The sequence below is a fragment of the Natrialba sp. PRR66 genome (assembly GCF_034808065.1).
In the GTDB taxonomy this organism is placed as follows: domain Archaea; phylum Halobacteriota; class Halobacteria; order Halobacteriales; family Natrialbaceae; genus Natrialba; species Natrialba aegyptia.
In genome coordinates this window covers 453,389-474,128 of the sequence record NZ_JAXHGN010000001.1, presented here as the reverse complement: position 1 = coordinate 474,128, position 20,740 = coordinate 453,389, and the positions used below count along the sequence as shown (strand labels likewise).

Sequence of the window (20,740 nt, the reverse complement as noted above, 5' to 3'; positions counted from 1 at the left end):
ATGGAATCTAACGCTCCATCGGGTACTCCGTCAACAGCATCGTCGACAGCAGACACAACCGCGACGGCAGCGTCGAACGCCGCGACGACACCCGGTGACCGGAACGACCCAATCATCACCGTTAGAAACCTCCAGACCTCCTTCTTCACCGACAAGGAGGTCATCCGGGCTGTCGACGGCGTCGACTTCGACATCCGACCCGGCGAAACCGTCGGCGTCGTCGGCGAGAGCGGGTCCGGGAAAAGCGTCACCGCCCGCTCGATTATGGGTCTCGTCGATTCCCCCGGACACATACTGGAAGGCAGCAGTATCCGCTTCCAGCACGTCCCAACACTTCGATCGTTCGCCACCACGTTCGCCGGCCGAACCGTCAGCCTCGATGAACTCGAGGCCGAACACGACCCGGCCTCGCTGTTCGACCACCCCGAAATCGACGCGACGCCGTCGACGTTCGGCTACGACGACCGCGAGGAGGCGACACTCGAGGACTTCGTCGGTGCCTACGGTGACACGCTCGAGTTCATCGGCGCGGACGAGTGCGTCTTTGTCCGCGACGGCGGTGCCGACGACCCCGAGTCGATTACGGGCGGGTTCGTCGAACTCACGCGGTGTACCGGCGAGATTCAGCGGAAGATGCGTGGCGGCCGGATTGCGATGGTGTTCCAGGATCCGCTGACGAGTCTGAACCCGGTCTATACGGTCGGGAACCAACTCGAGGAAACGCTGCGGCTCCACCAGGATCTCTCCGGGCAGGCGGCAACGGAGGAGGCGATCGAGTTGCTCGAGGCGGTCGGGATTCCGGACGCGCGACGGCGCGTGACCGAGTATCCCCACCAGTTCTCCGGCGGGATGCGCCAGCGTGCGGTCATCGCGATGGCGCTTGCGTGCGATCCGGAGGTACTGATCTGTGACGAGCCGACGACGGCACTGGACGTGACGATCCAGGCCCAGATTCTCGACTTGCTCAAGGAACTCCAGCACGAACGCGACCTCGGAATCCTGTTTATCACCCACGACATGGGTGTGATCGCGGAGGTGACGGATCGCGTGAACGTCATGTACGCAGGCGAAATCGTCGAAACGGCCGGCGTCCATTCGCTGTTCGGCGATCCGAAACACCCCTACACGCAGGGGCTGCTCGAGTCCATTCCGGGGCGACAGCAGGGAGAGCGCCTGCAGACGATCGAGGGGAACGTACCAACGCCGAACGAACCCGCGACGTACTGCCGGTTTGCCCCTCGCTGTCCGAAGGCCTTCGGCGACTGTGAGGCCGTTCATCCCGAGACGGTTCCCGTCGGCGATGGACATCCCGAGGACGAGCAGGCGGCGCATACGACTGCCTGTCTCCTGTACGTCGACGAGTATACGGCGGCTGCGCATCCGTCCGGTCGGACCCCGGACCAGGGGGCTGGCGAGGTGGAGGCGACGGGCGGGAGTGCCGACGCTGCGACCGACACAGAAACCGAGACGCCACGAGGTGATGACCGATGAGTCAAAACGCCCTCGAGACGGGTACGGCAGAAGCGGACGTAGACACGGACTCACGCCAGGATTCGGATGTCATGGTCGAGGTCCGCGACCTACGAACTTACTACGAAGGCGATGGGCTACTCGGCGGGACCCCAGTCAAGGCCGTCGACGGTGTCAGTTTCGACATCAAACGCGGCGAAACGCTCGGGCTGGTCGGCGAATCCGGCTGCGGGAAGAGTACGCTCGGGCGAACGCTCATCCAGCTCGAATCCGCGACCGGCGGCGAAATCCGCTTCGACGGGACGGACATCACGACGCTGTCGGGAGCCGACCTCAAAGACTGGCGGCGCAACGCACAGATGGTGTTCCAGGATCCGGACTCCAGTCTCAACGACCGGATGACGATCGGCGAGATCGTCCGCGAACCGCTCGACGTTCACAGCTGGAAGACGCCGCGGGAGCGCCGCCAGCACGTCAAGGAACTACTCGATACCGTCGGCCTCCAGCGAGAACACTACTACCGGTACCCACACCAGTTCTCCGGCGGACAGCGTCAGCGGATCGGTATTGCACGCACGCTGACACTCGAGCCCGAGTTCATCGTGCTGGACGAACCGGTCTCCGCGCTGGACGTCTCGGTCCAGGCAGAGGTAATCAACCTGCTCGAGGACTTGCAAGAGGAGTTCGGGCTGACCTACCTCTTTATTGCCCACGACCTCTCGGTCGTGCGCCACATCTGTGACCGGGTTGCGGTCATGTATCTCGGGAACATCATGGAGATCGGACCGACGGAGGAACTGTTCTCCAATCCGGCAAATCCCTACACGCACTCGCTGCTCTCGGCGATTCCGGAGCCCGATCCGACCGCCCACAAGGACCGGATCACGCTTCAGGGAACGCCGCCGAGTCCGCGATTCCCGCCGTCTGGATGCCCGTTCAGCACTCGCTGTCCGGCCCGTATCCGACCGCCGGAGTACCAGGACCTCGACAACGAACTCTGGCACCAACTCGATACGCTTCGAGAAGTCCTTCGCGAGCGGGATCGCACGGAAAAGTCGGTCACCGACCGCATCAGAGAGCTGCTTGGCAAGGAGCCCCACTTCGGGACGATCGACGAAATCTACGCCGAACTGTTCGACGATCAGGTGGTGCCGCCGGCCGTCGAAGAGGTTCTCGACGAGGCCGCTGAACTCGCCCGCGGTGGCAACGAACAGGCAGCGCTCGACCTGCTCGGTGCGGAGTTCGGCAGCATCTGCGAGGGCCACGTGCCTGACGGTGCCGACGAGGCGAACGACGCGGACGCAGAAGAGCCGGTCGAACCCGACTACCACGTTGTCAGTCCATCCGGCCGTCGGAGCCTCTGTCACCGCCACGATTCCGATGCCGACTACCGAAAACCGGAGCACGTTCTCGATGATCGTCATCGGTAACGTCGTGGCTCCGTAGCGGCAGTTTCACAGCTGTCGCTGTAGTACGATTACAAGACGCCTCTCGACCATCTCACATGAACTCGGATCGTCAGTCACAGTCTCAATCCCAATCACAGCACCGAACTCGGCTTCTCGTCTTGATCGATGCGCTGACGTATGCCGGCGCAGTCGCCGCGATCAGCACGATCTGCGCCGTCGTCTTGGGGCTGATAACCGGTGGTGGCCTCTCACGGGCGAAACTCGTATTGTTCTTCGTGGGCTTCATTCTCCTCGGATATACCACGGCTCGGCTGTGGCCCCGGTCGCCATCCGATCTCGAGGACGACGCGGCTCTCTCCGGTGTTTCTGGTGATTCGATTCCGGAAACGGCGGATCAGACGCGGTTTCAGGCACTCGTCGCATCCCTTCCACCGAAGCGGTGGTTCCAAGAACCGCCGCCGGAGGACCGGATCAATCCAGCCGGGAAACTTTTCTTCGGGAGCCTCGCAGTTTTACTGATCTCCTATCTGATGGAGGCGGTGTTCGGTATCTGACCGGCCACTCGCTCGTCCCCGCCTGACCCCGTGTCGGTCTTGATCCGCTGTCTCTCGAGCGCATTGTCTCATTGAGCGGAGCCACCCTCAGAAAGAGCACTACGATACCGTCAGAAAAACCAGAGGGCGGTGTGTAGGCGTGAAAAGAGTTATCCCACTGCTGTGCCCAACGAGGTGTATGACACAAATCGGGGATGACGAGTTCACTCAGCAGCGAGAGCCGGTCAGCGGGACTGCGATCAAGAACGCCTGGGTACAGACCACCGAAGACCTGTCTGCTCTCGAACAACAGCGGCAGGAAAACGGCTGGGACACCGTCGCCATCCCGGCCCTCCAAACCGCAGCAGTCAGCCGGGACGCTGGCAAGAAACACGACGATCGATATGGGCTCTTCTTTGTTATCGCGGACAACCACGCAGACTCGTTCACGAACGCCTTCGAACGCGGCGAGTTCCCGCGGTACGAAGCCTACCGAAACGAAGTCGATGGTGCCGTCTTCCTCGTGGTCGAACTCCTCGATCCCGAAAGCGAGACTGCAATCTTGCTTGCGGGACAGTACGAACGCCGCCACGTTCCGGGTATGGTCGCCGCTGCTAACGAGGAAGGTGAACTCTATACACACGTGAGGACGCTCGATAAGACGGTACTCGGCTCGTTCAAACACGATGAGTACGCCCCGCTGGTACCGTGATCGGGGAGTGTCGGCGTCGATAGTAGCACGTGAGAGCACCGAGTTGAGAATCGCCAGTGACAGCCGGCTGCACTCGTCTCGACGGCGGTGTGACTTCCGCGTTCAGGTAGACAGCCACTCGATCGACAAGCGACGTAGAACGGACTAGAAGTCGCCGTCTTCGTCGACGATGACGACCTCGCCGTCGACGACATCGACGTTGATCAGCGTCTTGACGGTATAGCCGGCGTCGTCGACTTTGTTCTCGCCGCCGACCTTCTTGATGACGGCGACGGTGTCGACGACTTCTGCACCGATTTCGTCGAGTGCTTCGAGGACGGAGGCGAGCGTGCCGCCGGTCGAGAGAACGTCGTCGAGGACGAGGACGTGTTCACCCTCGCGAACGTCGTTGATGTACATCTCGTTCTCCGAGTAGCCGGTTTTCTGGGAGATGGCGACCTCGTCGTCGAGGCCGTACTGACGCTTTCGGATCACGGTCAGCGGAATATCGGTCATCAGCGAGACGGCGGTGGAGATGTGGATACCCATCGCAGCGGGGGTAACGATCCGATCGACCTCTTCGAGTTCGGCTTTGCGGATGATTCGGATGACGATTTCTCGGAGGAGTGTGGGGTCGAGTTTGGGGACGCCGTCGCTGATGGGATGGACGAAGTAGTGATAGCCGTTCTTTTCGATGATCGGCGCGTCGAGGAGTGACTGCTGTAACTGATCCATGTCGTGGGTGGGACGGACGCGGAGTAAAAGTTGACGATACGTTCGAGGAGTGTGGTGGTGTATCAGGGGAGTGAGAACTGTCGGTGGACGTATCTGTGTGTCGCTGAATCATGTTGTGATGCCGGTGTCGAACCGTGTTCGTCTCACGTAACCGTCGAAACAGATGTGTAACTATAGTGATGGTGCAACGATTACACACCGTCCCCATAGCCGTCGTGCGATCAGGTGTGCAGTAACTCGCAGTGGCTACTATAGCTGTTGTCAACCCCATGTGGGAAAGTGCCACTCCGTCCTGAGAAGTGCCGAGACGAACAGCGACCGGACGACCGCGACTCATGGCAAGGCTGTGGACGAACCGAATCGTTTTGCCGTGCTGCGGTGAACATCGTCCGATGAGTCCACCGACAACGACGCTTCCGAGTGGCGACGAACTGCCGCTGGTTGGTATCGGGACCTGGAATATCGACGGTGACACCGTCCGCGAGTCGGTTCGAGCCGGTTTAGACGCTGGCTACGGTCACATCGATACCGCCGAGGGATATCGGAACGAACGCGAAATCGGCGACGTACTATCCGAGTACGACCGCGAAGACGTGTTTCTCACGTCGAAAGTCCTCCCGAAAAACCTCGACTACGAGTCGGTGATCGCCTCCTGCGAGGCGTCCCTAGAGCGGCTGGGAACCGAGTATCTGGACCTGTACCTCATTCACTGGCCCAACCCGGCGATTTCGCTTCGCGAGACCCTGGACGCGATGGCGACGCTTCACGACGAGGGAATGGTTCGAAATATCGGCGTGTCGAACTTCGACGCGTACCAACTCAGTTGTGCACGCCATATCGCGGATGTGCCGATCGCCGTCAACCAGGTCGAGTATCACCCCTGGAACACGCAGGATGCGCTCCTCGAGTACTGCCGCGGAACCGAAACCGTCATCGAGGCCGCTGCACCCTTCGGTCGAACGGACGTCTTCGCCGACGAAACCGTTCAGGACATCGCGGCGGCGTACGACCGATCGCCGGCCCAGATCGTCCTCAAGTGGGCCGTCGAAAACGAAATCGTCGTACTGCCGAAGTCTACGTCGCCCGAACACGTCCGTTCGAATCTGGACCTGTTCGACTGGACACTCGACGAAGAAGACCACAATCGCCTCGACGCGATCGACCACCACCAGCCGGTGTACGATCTTCCGACGCGCGACTGGACCGACGACACCTACGGAATCGCCGAGTAAGCTCACCCGTACTCGTTGTGCCAGTGGGACGACGAGTTCAGTCGCGTGTGGGTTCGGGCTGGTCGGTTCACGTCTCCCCGCCGCCGTCGTTACTCTCCCGGCCCGTAACTGAGTTCGGGCGGCTGCTCACCGCGGCCGAGGCGCATATGTCGCTCGTGGTAGATGTGGACGACCGCCGTTACCGTCACCGTTATCGAGACGAGTGCGAGCCAGGACAGATCCGACAACATCGTGAGCGGATAGATTCCGAGCCAGAGCGCGGCGACCAGTGCCGACCCGATCGCACCCAGCGACAGGTACAGTTCCCGCCAGGCGAACTCGTGACCGGGAACGATTTCGAGATAGACGCTGATATCTCGGGTCCGGTCGGTCGCCCGGATAACGCCGCGATCGGAGTCGAACTGGAGAATGCCGACTTCGTCCATTTTCGGGAGATGCGTCTGCTGAAGCGTGGTATAGACGCGCTTTCGCTGTGCGGACGTAACGCCGTCGAGGGTGGTCTCGTACTCCCACGCCGCGAGTTGCTGTGCGAGGTCGCCGAGTTCAACGGGCCGGCCATCCTGTTTCAGAAAGTGGAGGACGTAGCGCCGGCGCTGATTGCGCAGGACTTCGAAGACTTCGCCTTTCGAGAGGGGGTCCAGCTCAGCGTCAGCGCCCGCAGCCGAGTCGGACGCAGACGCGTCCCCGGACCCGTTCCGTCGTGTCGAGTTCGCCGCAGCGCCCGTTTCCGTTTTCGTTTCCGTTCCATCGGATGTCGAGTCATCGCGCGCTCCAGACCCCTCTGCTTTATTGTCACGTTCACGCTCGGCTCCCCCACCCTTCGACCCGCGTTCGATACGATCATCCCGTTGTTGCTGGACCACTCCGAATCACCTCTATCCACTCAAATCCGCGAGCATTCAATCGAGACTGAATGCGTTAGTTCAGTGGGATGAACGCCACCTATATAACTTTCCTGCCCCACTTTGCATGCATCAATCGGTTGACTCGTTGTCCAGCACTGCCGCGATCGAATCCGCAATTTCCCCACCTAGCGCCGCTTTCGGCCCCTCGAACTGGGCGACATCCGTTGCGTGAACGAGTAATGCGCGCGTCTGCTCTGCACCCATTACGCTCGCATCGTTCGCGACGACGAACGCGAGTTCAGCGCGCGCGAGCATCTCTCGGGCTTGATCGATCATCTTCGCGTCGTCACCCGACGTTTCGGTCTTGAACCCGACGATGGGCAGGTCGGGGAACGCCTCGCGAAGGTCGTCGATGAGCTTCGGGGTGGGTTCGAGATCGAGCGTGAGATCCTGTCCGGAGCGGATCTTCTCCGGACTGGTTTCGACGGTATAGTCGCCGATGGCGGCGGCCGAGACGAGGGCATCGGCGGTGGCTCCGGACCCGCCGGCGCAGACGTCTCGCGTGGTTTCGAGCATCTCCGTGGCGCTTTCGACGCTTCGGACATCGGCGTAGGGGACGGATTCCCCGTCGTGGACGAGCGTCACGTCGGCACCGCGAACGTAGCAGGCGGCGGCGACGGCGCGGCCCATCTTCCCCGACGATCGGTTCGTGAGGACGCGCACGGGATCGATGGCTTCGGTCGTCGCGCCGCTCGTAATGACGACGTGCTGGTCCGCAAGCGGACGGTCGCCGGCCGCGCGGGCGGTCTCACAGACGATCGCCTCCTCGGTCGCGATCTTCGCTTTTCCCTCCTCGATTCGCGGGTCGACGAACTCGACGCCCCAGTCCTCGACGGTCTCGATGGCCTCGAGTACGCCGGGGTGGTCGTACATCGGCTTGTGCATCGCCGGTGCGATCACGATCGGGGTTCCGGCTCCGAGTGCAGTCGTCGCACACGTCGTCACGGGCGTATCGTCGATCGCACCTGCGATTTTGCCGACCGTATTGGCCGTCGCTGGCGCGATCAGGAAGACATCCGCCCAGCCGTCGTTTCCGCAGAGTTCGACGTGTTCGACGCTACCCGTAATCTCCGTGACGACCTCGGTGTCGGTCGCGAACTCGAGCGCCCAGGGGTGGATGATCCCCTGTGCGCTGTCGCTCATTACGCCGCGGACTGTGGCCCCTCGTCGTCGCAGTTCGTGGGCCAGTTCGACCGTCTTGACGGCCGCGATCGAACCCGTCACCCCGAGCGCGACGTTGACGCCTTCGAGCATTCGTCCGGTATTCTCCCGGCAGTGTGTTAAGGGTAGCGAGGCGCTACCCGGTAGCCAACGGCCCGCTCAGGTGGGGTCGATCACCGCTCGCCCCGCTGGCGTCAGCGGATTCGATACCTCACTGGTCACGTACTCGTGGCGCTTGCCGCGTAATCGCATCGCGGTCAGGGCCTTGTGAGTCGCCCGCTCCGCAAACAGCGCGCGCTCGTCGCGACGAACGCGGGCGTCGGGGACCGCCGTCTCGGCGCGGACCTGCTCGAACGCCCGTTCGCAATGCGCCCGAATCCGGGCCCAGCACGCCCGCTCGTCGACGGCCGTTTCGGCGGCGATCGTCGCGACGAGTTCAGCGAGGTGGTTCTGAAAGAGTGCGTAGTACAGTTTCCGATAGAGGTCGCGCTCGCCGTCGGCGTCGAGGTCCGAGTCGGGGTACGGTGTAAACGAGAGTCCGTGCTCGCCGAGGCGGCCGCCGTGCACGCGGATCCCGCCGAGGTCGCGGACGAGCGTGCCGATCGGACGCGCGCGCTCGCGATCGAAGACGACGAGACTGTTCTGGAGGTGGCTCTCGAGGGCGACGCCGTACGTCGTTAACAGGCGTAGCTGCTCGGGAACGACGACACCGGCGTACGCGTCGACGAACGCGAGCGCCGCCTCGGAAACGGTCGTCGTCTCCGTCACCGTCGCGTAGCGCTCGATGAGGTCGCAGACGAGTGGCCGCCCCGTCGCAGGCGACTCGGCGAGCAGGCTCGACGCCACCACTGGAATCGCGTCGTCCGCGCCCGCGACCAGCGGGTGTGCAAGTGGATTGGTCCGAACCAGTGCCGAGAGGTGACGGGCGTCGTCGAACTCGTCGCCGGCCGTGTAGGGCTGCGAACCGCCGGGCGGGTAGTAACACGTCGCTGCCGGTTCCGGAACGATGCCCAGCGACTCGAACGACCCGTGCTCTGTAATCTCCCGCACGAGGGCAGTCACTCGCGGGCCGTTCGCGACGGCCTGTGGGGACAGTGTCCGAACGACGTTCGTCGTCTGGACATCGATCGCGAGTTTGAGGTGCGAAAGCGGCCCGTCAGCCGTTCGCTCGCTCTCGAACGGGACCACCGTCCGGAGATTGAGTTGGGGCGTCGCCGGTCGGCTGCACTCGGGTATCGGGACGATCCGCCCGGACGAACACTGTCGCGCGTAGCGCTCCGGAACCGTGCGATGGTACTGGAACGGGTGGACCGGAACGACGGCGTACGCGGCTGCATCGGCCGACCCGGGAATCGCTCGCTCGAGCGACGCCTCGAGCCCGTCGAACAGCCTGAACAGGCGAGCGGTCAGACTCTCGCCATCCGCACCCCTTGCCCGTGTTTCGAGCGTGGCGTCCCGTTCGATGGCGACGAACCGCAGGTCGACTCGGTCGGTGAACTCGGGTGCGTACGCGAGTCCGTCCGCAGCGGTCATCCCGCGGCGAAGCTTCCCGGCCGGATGGAACGGGTGACCGTCAGTAACGATCCGCTCGAAAGCGGCGGCGTCATCGGCGGCGTCGATACCCGTCTCGATCGGAGCCAAGGGGGAGTCAGCTGCCGTTTCTGCTGTCTCCGCCGCCGTCTCGACCGCTCGCGTGTGAACGCCCCTGGCGAGTCGTGCGAGCGCGAGGTTCGCAACGCTTTCGGCGATTTCCTCCCGGATTCGATCCGCCTGTGCGGCGTCGGAAAACCCGCCCTCGCGTTCGAGCAGCGAAACGAGTTCACCCGGCCTCGAAACCCGCGTCACGGATGGGGGGCGGGCGTTCGCTACGGATTCCGACGAGCGAGCCGTCGACAGCCGGGACACCGGGCCGACGAGTCGGTAGCGGTCGTACCCGTGTCGGCGTGCGATCGGGGCGACCAGAACCGTCTCCGAAGCCGGAAACGGAAGCAGCGCGAGTTGCCGGCATGTCGTCGGAAGCGGTGTGACTGCTTCGAGCAGTTGCGTCCCATCGAACGCAGTGCGTTCAAACACCTCTGTGTCCGGGATAGCGAGCGACTCGCGCTCCACGACCCGCGCAGTTGGAACGCCGGCAGGTCGCCCGCGGAGCACCCCGTGGACGAACCGGTGGAGAATCTCGCGCCGGGCGAACTCGATCGCCTCGAGGAACGTCTCCTCGGCGGAGACGGCGCGGTTTCCACCGCCGGTCTCACCACCGTCACAGCCCCTATCGCCGCCGTTGCCGCGGCCGTTCAAATAGCATACCGCCGCCCCGAACGCGTTCCGTTCCGCGCTCGTTCGAAGGCGAAGCGGCGTGCAGTCGCGCTGGTTCGACCGGGTCATACTCGCATCACGACGGTATCTGCACTCCCACGGAGATCGTGATAACTTGATGGGGGACCGGCACTCGCTGCAGTCGGTGCACCTGAACTCGAGTTCAGGTGGAGTCAGTCCCGTTCGACGCTGGGGTGCATCGTCGGCTGGTCGTCAAGCGGTTCTGCGAAGGCGTCGCGCATCGTCTCGCGTGCGCGCTCGTCGCGTGCGCGCCGTTCGTCGTCGTCGATCTCCTCGCACCCCGGCGGCACGTCGCGGCCGCGGCCGGTGAAGTAGCCCTCCGGGGCGACCCAGTCGTGATAGAAGTTGACGTCAGAGTCGTGGATCACGGCGAGGCCAACCTTCGCGCCGTGGCCCGCTGCGACGATCGTCTGGTGGGGTTCGCCCGCGAGTCGGCCGGCCGCGTAGACGCCGTCGACAGCCGTTCGCCCCGCTTCATCGACGGAAACGAAGTGTTTGCTGCCGCGTTGTGTCCGGCCGACATCCAGCGGGACGAGATATTCGCTGTCGGACCACGAGGCCGCGACGATCCGGCGCGCCTCGATCGGGTCGCCGCCGTCGGTTTCGAGGACAAATCCCGCGTCGGGATCGTCGTCGTCTCGGCGTTCGGTCCTCGTCACCCGCCCGAGTTCGAACGTTGCACCGGCGTTTCGCGCCTGTTCGCGGGCCAGTTGCAGGTATCGGCGGGCGTCGACGCCGTTCGGGAAGCCGGGGTAGTTCTCGAGGCTGGCGTTGCGTGCGAGGATGGATTCGCCGCCATCGATGACGAGCGTGTCAAGTCCTGCGCGCGCGGTGAAAATCGACGTGGCGAGGCCGGCGACGCCGCCGCCGACGATACAGAGATCGTGCATGGATGGTCGTTGTCCGGCACGGCTATAGAGGTTGTTCTCGGCGGCGGAAGACGAGCAGCAAGCGGGCAGGTGTCGGTGCGTGGATGGGTATGGCGGCGAAACCGGAGGAGGAGCGGAGTGCCGGGCTACAGCAATGAGAATCCTTACGGGCGGGCCCGACATACTGCCGCCGTGGACAGAATTCTCCTCAGTACCGTTGCTTATCGTTCGCCGGAGGAGGTCTTTCCGTACGTGCGGTCGTTTACCGACTATCCGCGCTATACGGAGCACTTGACGGACGTTCGCGTCCACGGCGACGGCGGTGTCGGCTCGGTCTACGATCTCCGACTCGCCTGGTGGAAACTCAGCTATACGGCCCGATCGGAGGTGACGTCGATTACGCCGCCCGAATCGCTCACGTGGGAGTTACGGAACAACCTCGACGCGCGCGGCGAGTGGCGGATCGAACCGGAACCCGACGCCGCTCCGCCGGAAGAAGAGACCGCGAGCCGGATCTACTTCGAGGCGGTGTACGATCCCCACTCCGCGGACGAGAACGCGATTTCGCTGCCCCGGTTCGTCTCGCTCGACTGGGTGATCGGGAAGGTCAAGCCGCGACTCCTGAGCGAGGCCAAAGGCGTCGTCAGCCGACTCGTGGAAGACATCGAGGGCCGTCCCCGCGACGTAGAATTAACCGTTCACGAGTTACCCTGATCCGCGATCCGTGGACCGACGGTGCCCGGTTCGAAACGGCTACTCTCCTCTCCGCTATGGCTGGCTGGTCCGGCCACGGTCACGTCTGCTGGCAGACAATTCTTAGGCCGTGCCCGCGTACGTGGCGTATGGAACAGGCTGGCGTCTCCCGACGAACTGGAACCCGCTGTCCTCGTGACCGGCACCGATACCGGAGCACGGTGAGCCCAACCGCCGACGGCGGCGGCCGGTGATTCGCAATGCGCGTCATCGTCGTCGGTGCCGGCGAGGTCGGCACCCACATCGCGGACAGTCTCGACCAGGATCACGAGGTCGTCGTCGTCGACCGCGACGAGCGCCGCGTCGACTCGATCACCTACGAACACGACGTGATGGCCATCGAAGGAGACGGCACGTCCGGACAGATGCTCGACGAAGCCGGCATCGACGAAGCCGATCTGGTCGTCGCAAGCACCGACGACGACGCGACGAACATCGTCGTCTGCGGCGCGGCCAAAACCGTCGACGACCCGTTCACGATCGCGCGCGTGAAAAAGACGGACCTCCTTCGCACCTGGGAACGCTCGGACGGCGCGTTCGGCGTCGACGTCATGGTGAGTACCGATCTTCACACGGCCGAGACGATCGTCGATATCGTCAACCTGCCGGGCGCGCGTGACGTCGACAGTTTCGCGAACGGACTCGTTCGCATGGCCGAGTTCGAAATCAGCTCGGACAGCCCGGTCGCCGGCAAAACCGTCGCCGACGCCGACCGATTCGAATCGTTAACGTTCGCCGCACTCATCCGGGACGACGATGTCGTCGTCCCGACCGGCGAGACCGTCATCGAGGCCGGCGACGAACTCGTCGTCATCGGCTCCGTCGAAAACACTCGCGAGTTCGCCGGCACACTGTCGCCGCTGCCGACGCTCGAGGAAGCCGACGAGATCGTCATCGTCGGCGGGAGCGAGATCGGCTATCAGACGGCGCGACTCTTCGAGGAGCACGGCCTCGAATCGCGACTCGTCGAACGCGACCCGGATCGCGCGCGTGAACTCGCCGAGCAGTTGCCGAAGACGCTCGTTCTCGAGAGCGATGCGACGGATATCGACTTTCTCGTCCGCGAGCACGTCGGCGAGTCGGACATCGTTATCGCGGCGCTCGATAGCGACGAGAAGAACTTGCTCGTCTCCCTGCTGGCGAAACGGATCGGCGTCGAACGGACGCTCGGCGTCGTGGAGTACGGCGAGTACGTCGACCTCTTCGAGACGGTCGGCATCGACGTTGCGGTCAACCCACGGTGGGTGACGGCCGAGGAGATCACCCGGTTCACCCGGGAACAACGGACCGAGAACCTCGCAATACTAGAACACGACCGCGCGGAGGTGCTCGAGTTCGAGGTCGACGACGAGAGCCTGCTGGTGGACACGCCGATCCGCGAGGCGATCGCTGAACTCCCGGATGGGGTCGTGGTCGGGGCGATTACGCGGGATGGGGAGTTGATTACGCCTCGCGGCGAGACGCGGGTCCAACGCGGCGACCACGTCGTTGTTTTCGCCGAGACACCCGTTATCGACGTGGTTGCGGCGGCGTTGTGAGTACGAGCGGTGGAGAGGGCTGTCGGCGGTTACAGCGTGTAGTCGTGCTCGCCGTCCTCGCTGGCGAGGAACGCTTCGAGGAGGTCGATCGTCGCCGCCACGTCGTCGACGTGGGCGGTCTCCGTGACGGTGTGGAGATACCGCGTCGGGATCGAAATCGCGCCGACGGGTTTCGCCCCGGCCGTGTGCTGGAACCCGGCCGTGTCGGTGCCCCCGGCGGGCAGAATTTCCACCTGCGAGTCGATTCCCGCCTCGTCGGCGACGGCCTGGAGGCGGCGGTGGACCTTCGCGTTCGTGATGACGCTCGAGTCTTTGAGTTTGATCGCGGCACCCTCGCCGAGTTCGGTGACGCGCTCGCCGCCGCCGAAGCCGGGAACGTCGTTGGCGACGGTCACATCGAGTGCGATGGCGAGGTCCGGGTCGACGTCGACGCCGAGGGCGTGAGCGCCGCGCAGGCCGACTTCCTCCTGAACGGTGGCACAGAAGTGGATCGTCGCGTCGAGATCAGCGTCCGCGAGCCGGCGGGCGGCCGAGAGCATCGCGAACAGGCAGATGCGGTCGTCGAGGGCTTTGCCGGTGATCGTCTCGCCGAGGCGCTCGGTGGATTGGTCCATCGTGACGAGATCGCCCGGCGAGACGCGCTCTGCGAGTTCGTCGGAGGGGAGGCCGGTGTCGACGTAGAGGTCCGAAACGTCGGGTGTCCGCTCGCGTTCGTCTTCGTCGAGCGTGTGCGGCGGCGGGGAGCCGATAACGCCCGGCAGGTCACCGTCGTCGGTGTGGACGGTCACGCGCTGGGCCTTGAGAACGCGCGCGTCCCAGCCGCCGAGCGGTTCGAGTTCGAGAAAGCCGAAGCCGCCTCCGTCCTCGCCGCCGTTGCTATCGCCGTTCGCCCCGTTTCCCGTCCGGCCGGCGCTTCGCACGTGCCGAACCATAAACCCGATCTCGTCCATGTGCGCGGCGACGGCGACCGAATACTCGGATTCGCCCTCCAGCGTGGCGACGACGTTTCCCATCGCATCAGTTTGGATGCGGTCGGCGAACGAGTCGAACTCGTTGACGACCAATTCGCGAACGCGGTCCTCGTAGCCGGGGACGCCGCTCGTCTCGGTCAGGTCGGTCAACAGGTCGAACTCGAACGGAAGCGATCGTTCCGTGTCACTCATACACACTACTGTGTTCGAGGTGGGTATAAACGCGCGGAAACCGCCCGTACTCGGGCGGCGGTTTTTCACTCGCATTCCGAATTAACTTTCCTGATGGACTCGTCGGCAACCGCGGAGTATTAACGGGTCCACGAAGTACGAGTGTACATGACTGGCGTACGCGTCGCAGGAACGGGGTTGACCCCGTTTGGAAACGCGCCCGAACGGACGACCAGGGATCTCTTTGCCGAAGCGAGCAGCGCCGCCTTCGCGGACAGCGGCGTCTCCCGGGAGGATGTCGAAGCCGTGCTCTACGGCAACTTCATGGGTGAACTCTCCGAACACCAGGGTCACCAGGGGCCGCTGATGGCCGAAGCCGCCGGCGTTCGGGCACCGGCCACCCGCTACGAATCGGCTTGCGCGTCGAGCGGAATGGCCGTTCGGGACGCCGTCATGCGCGTTCGCAACGGCGAACACGACGTGGTCCTCGTCGGCGGTGCCGAGCGCATGACCAACCTCGGGACCGCCGGCGCGACCGAAGCGCTCGCCATCGCGGCCGACGAACTCTGGGAGGTGCGCGCGGGGATGACCTTCCCCGGCGCGTACGCGCTGATGGCCAAGGCGTACTTCGACGAGTTCGGCGGCGGCCGCGAGGACCTGGCTCACGTCGCCGTCAAGAACCACGAGAACGCCCTGACTAACGAGAAGGCCCAGTATCAGAAGTCGATCGAAGTGGCGGAGGCGCTCGACGCGCCAACGGTGTCGAGTCCACTCAGCCTCTACGATGCCTGTCCGCTTTCGGACGGGGCGTCCGCGCTAGTGTTGACGAGCGAGGCGTACGCCGAGGAACACGACATCGACGCGCCGGTCGCGATTACGGGCACTGGCCAGGGCGGCGACCGGATGGCGCTGCACGACCGCGAGTTCCTCGCTCGCTCGCCGGCCGCCCGCGAGGCCGGGGAAGCGGCCTACACAGACGCCGGAATCGGCGCGGGTGACGTAGACGTTGCGGAGGTCCACGACTGCTTTACGATCGCCGAGGTGCTCGCGCTCGAAGCGCTGGATCTCGAACCCGTCGGCGAGGGCATTACGGCCGCCCGCGACGGCCGGACGACCGCTGACGGCGACACGCCGATCAACCTCTCGGGCGGGCTGAAGGCGAAGGGACACCCGGTCGGCGCGACCGGCGCGTCACAGATCGCCGAAGTGTCGAAACTCCTCGCTGGCACGCATCCGAATAGCGAGCACGTCGCCGACGCGACAACTGGCGTCGCCCACAACGCGGGTGGAACGGTCGCCAGCGCCACCGTCCACGTCCTGGAGGTGGCAAAATGAGCGACGAATCCGCCCGCGACGCCGGCTTCGACGACTGGCTCGACGCCGCCGAAACTGGGGACGCCTACTACCTCGAATGCCCGGCCGGCCACACCTCCCTCCCCCCGCGTCGACTCTGTCCGGCCTGTGGCGCGACTGAACTCGACGAGCGATCGCTTCCGGAAACGGGCGAGATCGAGACGTTCACCGTTACGCACGTTCCGACGCCCGCCTTCGAGGACGATGCCCCCTACGCGACCGCGATCGCCGACTTCGGTCCCATCCGCGTGACCGGTCAGGTCGTCGATCTCGATCCCGACGCGGTCGATACCGGCCTGCCCGTCGAACTCGACGTCACGAGTTCGGAAACGACGGGGGAACGGGTGCTCGGATTCAAGACGGTCTGAGATGGACGGCTGTCGGTCAGTGCCGGCGCACCCGCGACCGTCTGCAACGCTCGCCAGGCAATCGGTACAGCAGTCCGTCTGAGCCCGAGCGCCGCCGTGGTAGCGTTCTTCGATCCGAGCACGCCGGTCGCACATTGTAGGCAGGTGCTTTTTATGTCTTGGTCCCGCTAAACCGGGCGTTCGCATGGCGAACCTCTACGAGCAGACGCAGGACGAGATCGAGCCGGTTGATCTTCGATTCGCTACAGACGAGATCGATGCACAGCTCACACATCTCACCGAGTTCATTCGAAAGCGCGTCGACGCCGCGGACGCCGATGGCGTCGAAATTGCGCTCTCCGGTGGCATCGATAGCACGACGACGGCCCATCTGGCCGTCGAAGCGCTCGGGACCGAGAACGTCCACGGGATCATCCTCCCGAAGGCGGTCAACGAAGCCGAGAACATGAGCGACGCCGAACGCGTCGCCCAGGATCTCGGGATCGAGTACGAACAGATCGGCATCGATCCGATCATGGACCGCCTCCTCGAACTCGCCGACGCGGAGTCCGACAACGAGTCCGAAGCCCAGTGGGAGGGCCGCTACGTCGGCAACACGAGCGCCCGCGTGCGAATGACGACGACCTACCTGATCGCCAACCGCGAGAACCGACTCGTCCTCGGCACCGGCAACCGCGCCGAACTCGCGACGGGCTACGTGACGAAGTACGGCGACGGCGGCGTCGACTGCAACCCGCTCGGCAACCTCTACAAACAGCAGGTCCGCCAGCTCGCCGCCGCTCTCGGCGTGCCGGAAGCCATCGTCCAGAAGACGCCCACCGGCGGCATGGTCGACTACGAGAGCGACGAGGAAGAACTCGGGTTCGACTACGATACGCTCGACGCCGTCCTCGCGTTCTACATCGACGGAAACCTGCCAGCCTCGGTCGTCGCTCGGCTCACCGAGACGACGGTCGACGGCGTCGAACAGGTCGCAACGATGCACGAGGAGAGTTCACACAAACGAACCCCACCGGCAACGCCGGAGCCACTGTTCTAAGCTACCCAGTCCACCGCACCGAGAGCACGAGTTCGGACGAGCACCGTACAGTATCACGACCATCACGATCGTCATGAACACCGCGAGCGTCCGGATGCGGAGTCGAGCCGACCGACCGAACGACACGGCGAAGACCGCCACATCGATCGGCTGACCTGACTGGAATATGTCTATTTCCAGCCCGCGAGTCACCGTCGAGTTCGAACGCCCGGACGCGGTGTTTCGGGACGAAATCGGTGCGACAGTCGTTTCCTTGTCATCTCAGATCCAGTGACAGTAATAGCCAACCACAGCCGTCTGCAGGCCACACACGGCACACGCAGACACTCACACAGCCGCTGACACGACACACCACACCATACCGATATCGATACCCACCAGTTCACCAGCGACACCAATGACAGCCCCCGACAACACACCTCACACGGACGGCGGTGATGCACGCATGGGTCGACTCCGAAACGCCTGGGACGAGTTCACGACTGAACTCGATCACGTCGTTTTCGGTGCCGGCGTGCTCGTCACGGCGCTTACCGTTCTCGGATTCGTTTTTCGCCAGGAGGCAACGGCCGACCTGATGGACGGTATCAACGAGTTCCTCTGGTCGAACTTCGGGTGGGCGTACCTGCTGATTATGTTCGCCCTGATAGCGTTCGTCGGCTTTCTCATCTTTAGCCCGTGGGGGAACATTACACTCGGCGGAGACGACGAGGAACCGGCCTTTCGATTTCCCGCGTACTTCGCGATGTTGTACTCGGCGGGGATTGCGGCGGGAATCGTCTTCTGGGGGCCGGCGGAGGCGATTTTCCACTACGATACGGTCTCGCCGTTTCTTGATGCCGGTTCGCAAACCCCCGAGGCAGCCGTCGGCGCGATCCAGTATACGTTCTTCCACTGGGGCATCTCAGCGTGGACGGCTTACGTCGTCCTGGGGATTCCGATCGCCTACTACGGCTACCGGTACGACGCGCCGCTTCGGATCTCGACGATCCTCGCGCCGTGGATCGGACTCGACAATCTCGACCGTCCGGTCGCGAAACTCGTCGACATCCTCGCGGTGTTCGCGACGATCGGCGGCGTCGCGGCGACGCTCGGGTTCGTCGGCAACCAGTTCCTGACTGGCCTCGAGTGGACGACCGGCACCTCGGTCGGCGACCTGACGACGGTACTCATCATTACCGGCCTGACGGTTGCGTTCACCGTTTCGGTGACGCTCGGCGTCCAGAAGGGCATCCGACGAATCTCTTACTTCAACCTCGTATTGTTCCTCGTCCTGCTCGTCTCGACGCTCGTGCTCGGCCCGACGCAGTACATTCTCTCGGTTGGAACGCAGGCACTCGGCGGCTACATCAACGAGTTCATCACGATGAGTTTCTACACCGGTGCCGGCGCTGCGGGTGGTGGAAGCGTCGCGGACTGGATCGGCGAGTGGACGGTATTCTACTGGGCGTGGTGGTTCTCGTGGGCCCCGTTCGTCGGGCTGTTCATCGCCCGCATTTCGCGCGGGCGGACGGTTCGACAGGTCGCCGTCACCGGCGTCGTCGCCTCGACCGGTGTGACGATTCCCTGGTTTGCGACGATGGGCGGCTCGGCGATTTTCGCCCAGCAGCGCGGCCGGGCGGACATCCTCGCCGTCGTCGGCGAACTGGGCGAAGGGGCCGCTGGCTATCCGCTGTTCGAGACGTTACCGCTTGGCGGCGCGTTAGCGGCGATGTTCCTCGTGCTCGTGACGACGTTCTTCGTCACGTCGGCCGACTCCTCAACGCTGGCACTGGGGATGTTAACCACGGGCGGAGCGAGAGAGCCCTCGACGATCAACCGCGTCGTCTGGGGACTGCTCATCGGCGCACTCGCGTCGCTGCTGATGGTTACCGGCGGCGTCGATGCGTTGCAAGCGGCCGCAATCATCACCGGCGGCCCGTTCGCGATCATTACGCTGGTGGCAGCCGTCTCGGTCGCACTCGCGTTCGGCGACCGCGAATCGATGTTCCTCCGCGAAGAGGACGACGTGTCGGTTCCCGGCTCTGATGATGTCATCGACAAGGATGTCGCAGACGACTAACGGCACGTCGGGTCATCAGTCAGCGGCACACACCACCTCGTGACAGCTCACGCGTTCTCGCCGAACCCGACGTCGGCATCCCCCGTATTCCCCTCCAGCAACTCCGCCGTGAGATACGCGACGAACTCGTCCGGGTGTTCGGCGTGGGGCAACTGCGTCGCGTAATCGATCGCGACCAGATCGAGATCCGCCGCTTCCGCCAGGTCCCGCCCCTCGCGCAACGGCACGAGTTCGGCGTCGCGCCCCCAGATCAGCGTGGTCGGCGTCTCGAGCGCGGCGAGTTCGGTCGCGAGGTCGAACTCGTCGGACGCGGTATCGGGCTCCGTGGTTGTGTCCGCAGTATCGCTTTCGTCACCGGTGCCGGTCTCGTCACCAGCATCAGCACCAGCACCGGTATCGGTATCGACACCCGGATCGAGCATCCCCGCCGCAAACGACGCCGGTGCGTAACGGGCACCCGGCTGGTGGGCGCTCTGCCAGGCGTAGGCGACCGTTTCCTCGTCGATCCGCTCCGGATCGTAATAGCCGTCGCGGTCGTAGAAGTACCGAATCGACGGCGCGCTCGCGAGCAGGTTAAACAGCGTCGTCCCCACGACCGGTGCCCGGAGCAGCGTCCGCACCCACGGTCGTGCCGACCCCGTGTCGTCCGTCGGACAGATCAACACGAGTTCGGCGATGTCGGATTCCCGCGCGGCCCCGACCGCGAACGACCCCGTGAGCGAGGAGGCGACGACGATCGGCTCGTCCGTCACGTCGCTCACGAACTCACGAAGGAACTCGATGTAGAGCGTCGGCGAATAGACCAGCGGCGGGCGCTCCGAGCGGCCGAAGCCGGGAAGATCGACCGCGTAGACGTGATAGTCTTCCGCCAGTCGCTCGAAGATTTCGCTGAACTCGTGGCTGCTCGCGCCGGCGTGGACGCCGTGACACAGGAGCATATCGGGATCGTTCGGATCGCCGGCGACCGTGTAGGTGGTTTCGATGCCGCGCCAGCGATAGGTTCGCTCGACGCCGGTAAACGGGTTCTCGAGGTCGCCGGCGCGTTTCGCGAGGAGGCGGTTGCCGACGATGGCTGCACCGACGGTTCCGATGGCCGCTCCGAGGACTGTACGGGCTTTCATGGGCGAGGGCTACACCGGGGACGGT

18 protein-coding genes are annotated in these 20,740 nt (G+C 64.2%); 11 read left to right on the top strand and 7 right to left on the bottom strand.

The window, feature by feature from the left end:
• The 4 genes from SM755_RS02225 (at position 1) to SM755_RS02210 (ending at position 4,124) form a co-directional block, all read left to right on the top strand.
• Complete coding sequence (locus tag SM755_RS02225) at positions 1 to 1,491, top strand: oligopeptide/dipeptide ABC transporter ATP-binding protein (protein WP_323171871.1); 1,491 nt, start codon at positions 1 to 3, stop codon at positions 1,489 to 1,491.
• Positions 1,488 to 2,900, top strand: coding sequence for an ABC transporter ATP-binding protein (locus SM755_RS02220; RefSeq protein ID WP_323171258.1), 1,413 nt, complete (start codon positions 1,488 to 1,490; stop codon positions 2,898 to 2,900). Before SM755_RS02225 ends, SM755_RS02220 begins: the two co-directional genes overlap by 4 nt.
• Before the next feature lie 137 nt (positions 2,901 to 3,037).
• Positions 3,038 to 3,433, top strand: a complete 396-nt coding sequence (locus tag SM755_RS02215; RefSeq protein WP_323171870.1) for a hypothetical protein — start codon at positions 3,038 to 3,040, stop codon at positions 3,431 to 3,433.
• Positions 3,434 to 3,611: 178 nt separating this feature from the next.
• On the top strand, positions 3,612 to 4,124 hold the full coding sequence (locus tag SM755_RS02210) for a hypothetical protein (RefSeq protein ID WP_323171257.1): 513 nt from the start codon (positions 3,612 to 3,614) through the stop codon (positions 4,122 to 4,124).
• 144 nt (positions 4,125 to 4,268) lie between these two features.
• On the opposite strand, the gene hpt is transcribed toward SM755_RS02210, so the two are convergent.
• Positions 4,269 to 4,838, bottom strand: coding sequence for a hypoxanthine/guanine phosphoribosyltransferase (gene hpt, locus SM755_RS02205; RefSeq protein WP_006664373.1), 570 nt, complete (start codon positions 4,836 to 4,838; stop codon positions 4,269 to 4,271).
• Positions 4,839 to 5,230: 392 nt separating this feature from the next.
• On the opposite strand from hpt, the gene SM755_RS02200 reads away from it, so the two are divergent.
• Entirely contained in the window at positions 5,231 to 6,070 is an 840-nt protein-coding gene (locus SM755_RS02200; protein WP_323171256.1) for an aldo/keto reductase, read from the top strand.
• Between the two features lie 89 nt (positions 6,071 to 6,159).
• Here the strand turns inward: SM755_RS02200 and SM755_RS02195 are convergent, their stop codons facing one another.
• From SM755_RS02195 to SM755_RS02180, 4 genes are all read right to left on the bottom strand, one after another.
• Positions 6,160 to 6,933 carry a hypothetical protein gene (locus SM755_RS02195; RefSeq protein WP_323171255.1) on the bottom strand — a complete coding sequence of 258 codons (774 nt, stop codon included), beginning with the start codon at positions 6,931 to 6,933 and terminating at the stop codon, positions 6,160 to 6,162.
• 111 nt (positions 6,934 to 7,044) lie between these two features.
• Entirely contained in the window at positions 7,045 to 8,229 is a 1,185-nt protein-coding gene (gene coaBC, locus SM755_RS02190) for a bifunctional phosphopantothenoylcysteine decarboxylase/phosphopantothenate--cysteine ligase CoaBC (protein ID WP_323171254.1), read from the bottom strand.
• A 66-nt stretch (positions 8,230 to 8,295) separates the two neighbouring features.
• Positions 8,296 to 10,518 carry an IucA/IucC family protein gene (locus SM755_RS02185; protein WP_323171253.1) on the bottom strand — a complete coding sequence of 741 codons (2,223 nt, stop codon included), beginning with the start codon at positions 10,516 to 10,518 and terminating at the stop codon, positions 8,296 to 8,298.
• Positions 10,519 to 10,622: 104 nt separating this feature from the next.
• A complete protein-coding gene (locus tag SM755_RS02180; RefSeq protein WP_323171252.1) occupies positions 10,623 to 11,360 on the bottom strand; it encodes an NAD(P)/FAD-dependent oxidoreductase in 738 nt (245 codons plus the stop codon).
• A 171-nt stretch (positions 11,361 to 11,531) separates the two neighbouring features.
• Between SM755_RS02180 and SM755_RS02175 the strand changes: the two genes are divergently transcribed.
• A complete protein-coding gene (locus SM755_RS02175) occupies positions 11,532 to 12,053 on the top strand; it encodes an SRPBCC family protein (protein ID WP_006664379.1) in 522 nt (173 codons plus the stop codon).
• 239 nt (positions 12,054 to 12,292) lie between these two features.
• Positions 12,293 to 13,630 (top strand): Trk system potassium transporter TrkA, encoded by a 1,338-nt coding sequence (trkA, locus tag SM755_RS02170; RefSeq protein WP_323171251.1) that lies wholly within the window; start codon positions 12,293 to 12,295, stop codon positions 13,628 to 13,630.
• A gap of 29 nt (positions 13,631 to 13,659) precedes the next feature.
• On the opposite strand, the gene SM755_RS02165 is transcribed toward trkA, so the two are convergent.
• Positions 13,660 to 14,793 carry a M42 family metallopeptidase gene (locus SM755_RS02165; protein ID WP_323171250.1) on the bottom strand — a complete coding sequence of 378 codons (1,134 nt, stop codon included), beginning with the start codon at positions 14,791 to 14,793 and terminating at the stop codon, positions 13,660 to 13,662.
• A gap of 147 nt (positions 14,794 to 14,940) precedes the next feature.
• On the opposite strand from SM755_RS02165, the gene SM755_RS02160 reads away from it, so the two are divergent.
• From SM755_RS02160 to SM755_RS02145, 4 genes are all read left to right on the top strand, one after another.
• On the top strand, positions 14,941 to 16,107 hold the full coding sequence (locus tag SM755_RS02160; RefSeq protein ID WP_323171249.1) for a beta-ketoacyl synthase N-terminal-like domain-containing protein: 1,167 nt from the start codon (positions 14,941 to 14,943) through the stop codon (positions 16,105 to 16,107).
• The gene (locus SM755_RS02155; protein ID WP_323171248.1) at positions 16,104 to 16,493 is read left to right on the top strand and encodes a Zn-ribbon domain-containing OB-fold protein; all 390 of its coding nucleotides are present in this window, start codon (positions 16,104 to 16,106) and stop codon (positions 16,491 to 16,493) included. The genes SM755_RS02160 and SM755_RS02155 overlap by 4 nt, the downstream gene beginning before the upstream one ends.
• Before the next feature lie 184 nt (positions 16,494 to 16,677).
• Positions 16,678 to 17,532 carry an NAD+ synthase gene (locus SM755_RS02150; protein ID WP_006664384.1) on the top strand — a complete coding sequence of 285 codons (855 nt, stop codon included), beginning with the start codon at positions 16,678 to 16,680 and terminating at the stop codon, positions 17,530 to 17,532.
• Between the two features lie 445 nt (positions 17,533 to 17,977).
• Entirely contained in the window at positions 17,978 to 19,594 is a 1,617-nt protein-coding gene (locus SM755_RS02145; protein ID WP_323171869.1) for a BCCT family transporter, read from the top strand.
• A gap of 47 nt (positions 19,595 to 19,641) precedes the next feature.
• On the opposite strand, the gene SM755_RS02140 is transcribed toward SM755_RS02145, so the two are convergent.
• Positions 19,642 to 20,715: an alpha/beta hydrolase gene (locus tag SM755_RS02140; RefSeq protein WP_323171247.1), complete on the bottom strand. Its 1,074-nt coding sequence runs from the start codon at positions 20,713 to 20,715 to the stop codon at positions 19,642 to 19,644.
• Between the last annotated feature and the right edge of the window lie 25 nt (positions 20,716 to 20,740).

Excerpts from the sequence above, each read along its gene's own strand:
- SM755_RS02225 (WP_323171871.1), top strand. The coding sequence starts at position 1 with ATGGAATCTAACGCTCCATCGGGTACTCCGTCAACAGCATCGTCGACA.
- SM755_RS02220 (WP_323171258.1), top strand. The coding sequence starts at position 1,488 with ATGAGTCAAAACGCCCTCGAGACGGGTACGGCAGAAGCGGACGTAGAC.
- SM755_RS02210 (WP_323171257.1), top strand. The coding sequence starts at position 3,612 with ATGACACAAATCGGGGATGACGAGTTCACTCAGCAGCGAGAGCCGGTC.
- hpt (WP_006664373.1), bottom strand. The coding sequence starts at position 4,838 with ATGGATCAGTTACAGCAGTCACTCCTCGACGCGCCGATCATCGAAAAG.
- SM755_RS02200 (WP_323171256.1), top strand. The coding sequence starts at position 5,231 with ATGAGTCCACCGACAACGACGCTTCCGAGTGGCGACGAACTGCCGCTG.
- coaBC (WP_323171254.1), bottom strand. The coding sequence starts at position 8,229 with ATGCTCGAAGGCGTCAACGTCGCGCTCGGGGTGACGGGTTCGATCGCG.
- SM755_RS02185 (WP_323171253.1), bottom strand. The coding sequence starts at position 10,518 with ATGACCCGGTCGAACCAGCGCGACTGCACGCCGCTTCGCCTTCGAACG.
- SM755_RS02180 (WP_323171252.1), bottom strand. The coding sequence starts at position 11,360 with ATGCACGATCTCTGTATCGTCGGCGGCGGCGTCGCCGGCCTCGCCACG.
- trkA (WP_323171251.1), top strand. The coding sequence starts at position 12,293 with ATGCGCGTCATCGTCGTCGGTGCCGGCGAGGTCGGCACCCACATCGCG.
- SM755_RS02165 (WP_323171250.1), bottom strand. The coding sequence starts at position 14,793 with ATGAGTGACACGGAACGATCGCTTCCGTTCGAGTTCGACCTGTTGACC.
- SM755_RS02160 (WP_323171249.1), top strand. The coding sequence starts at position 14,941 with ATGACTGGCGTACGCGTCGCAGGAACGGGGTTGACCCCGTTTGGAAAC.
- SM755_RS02155 (WP_323171248.1), top strand. The coding sequence starts at position 16,104 with ATGAGCGACGAATCCGCCCGCGACGCCGGCTTCGACGACTGGCTCGAC.
- SM755_RS02150 (WP_006664384.1), top strand. The coding sequence starts at position 16,678 with ATGGCGAACCTCTACGAGCAGACGCAGGACGAGATCGAGCCGGTTGAT.
- SM755_RS02145 (WP_323171869.1), top strand. The coding sequence starts at position 17,978 with ATGGGTCGACTCCGAAACGCCTGGGACGAGTTCACGACTGAACTCGAT.
- SM755_RS02140 (WP_323171247.1), bottom strand. The coding sequence starts at position 20,715 with ATGAAAGCCCGTACAGTCCTCGGAGCGGCCATCGGAACCGTCGGTGCA.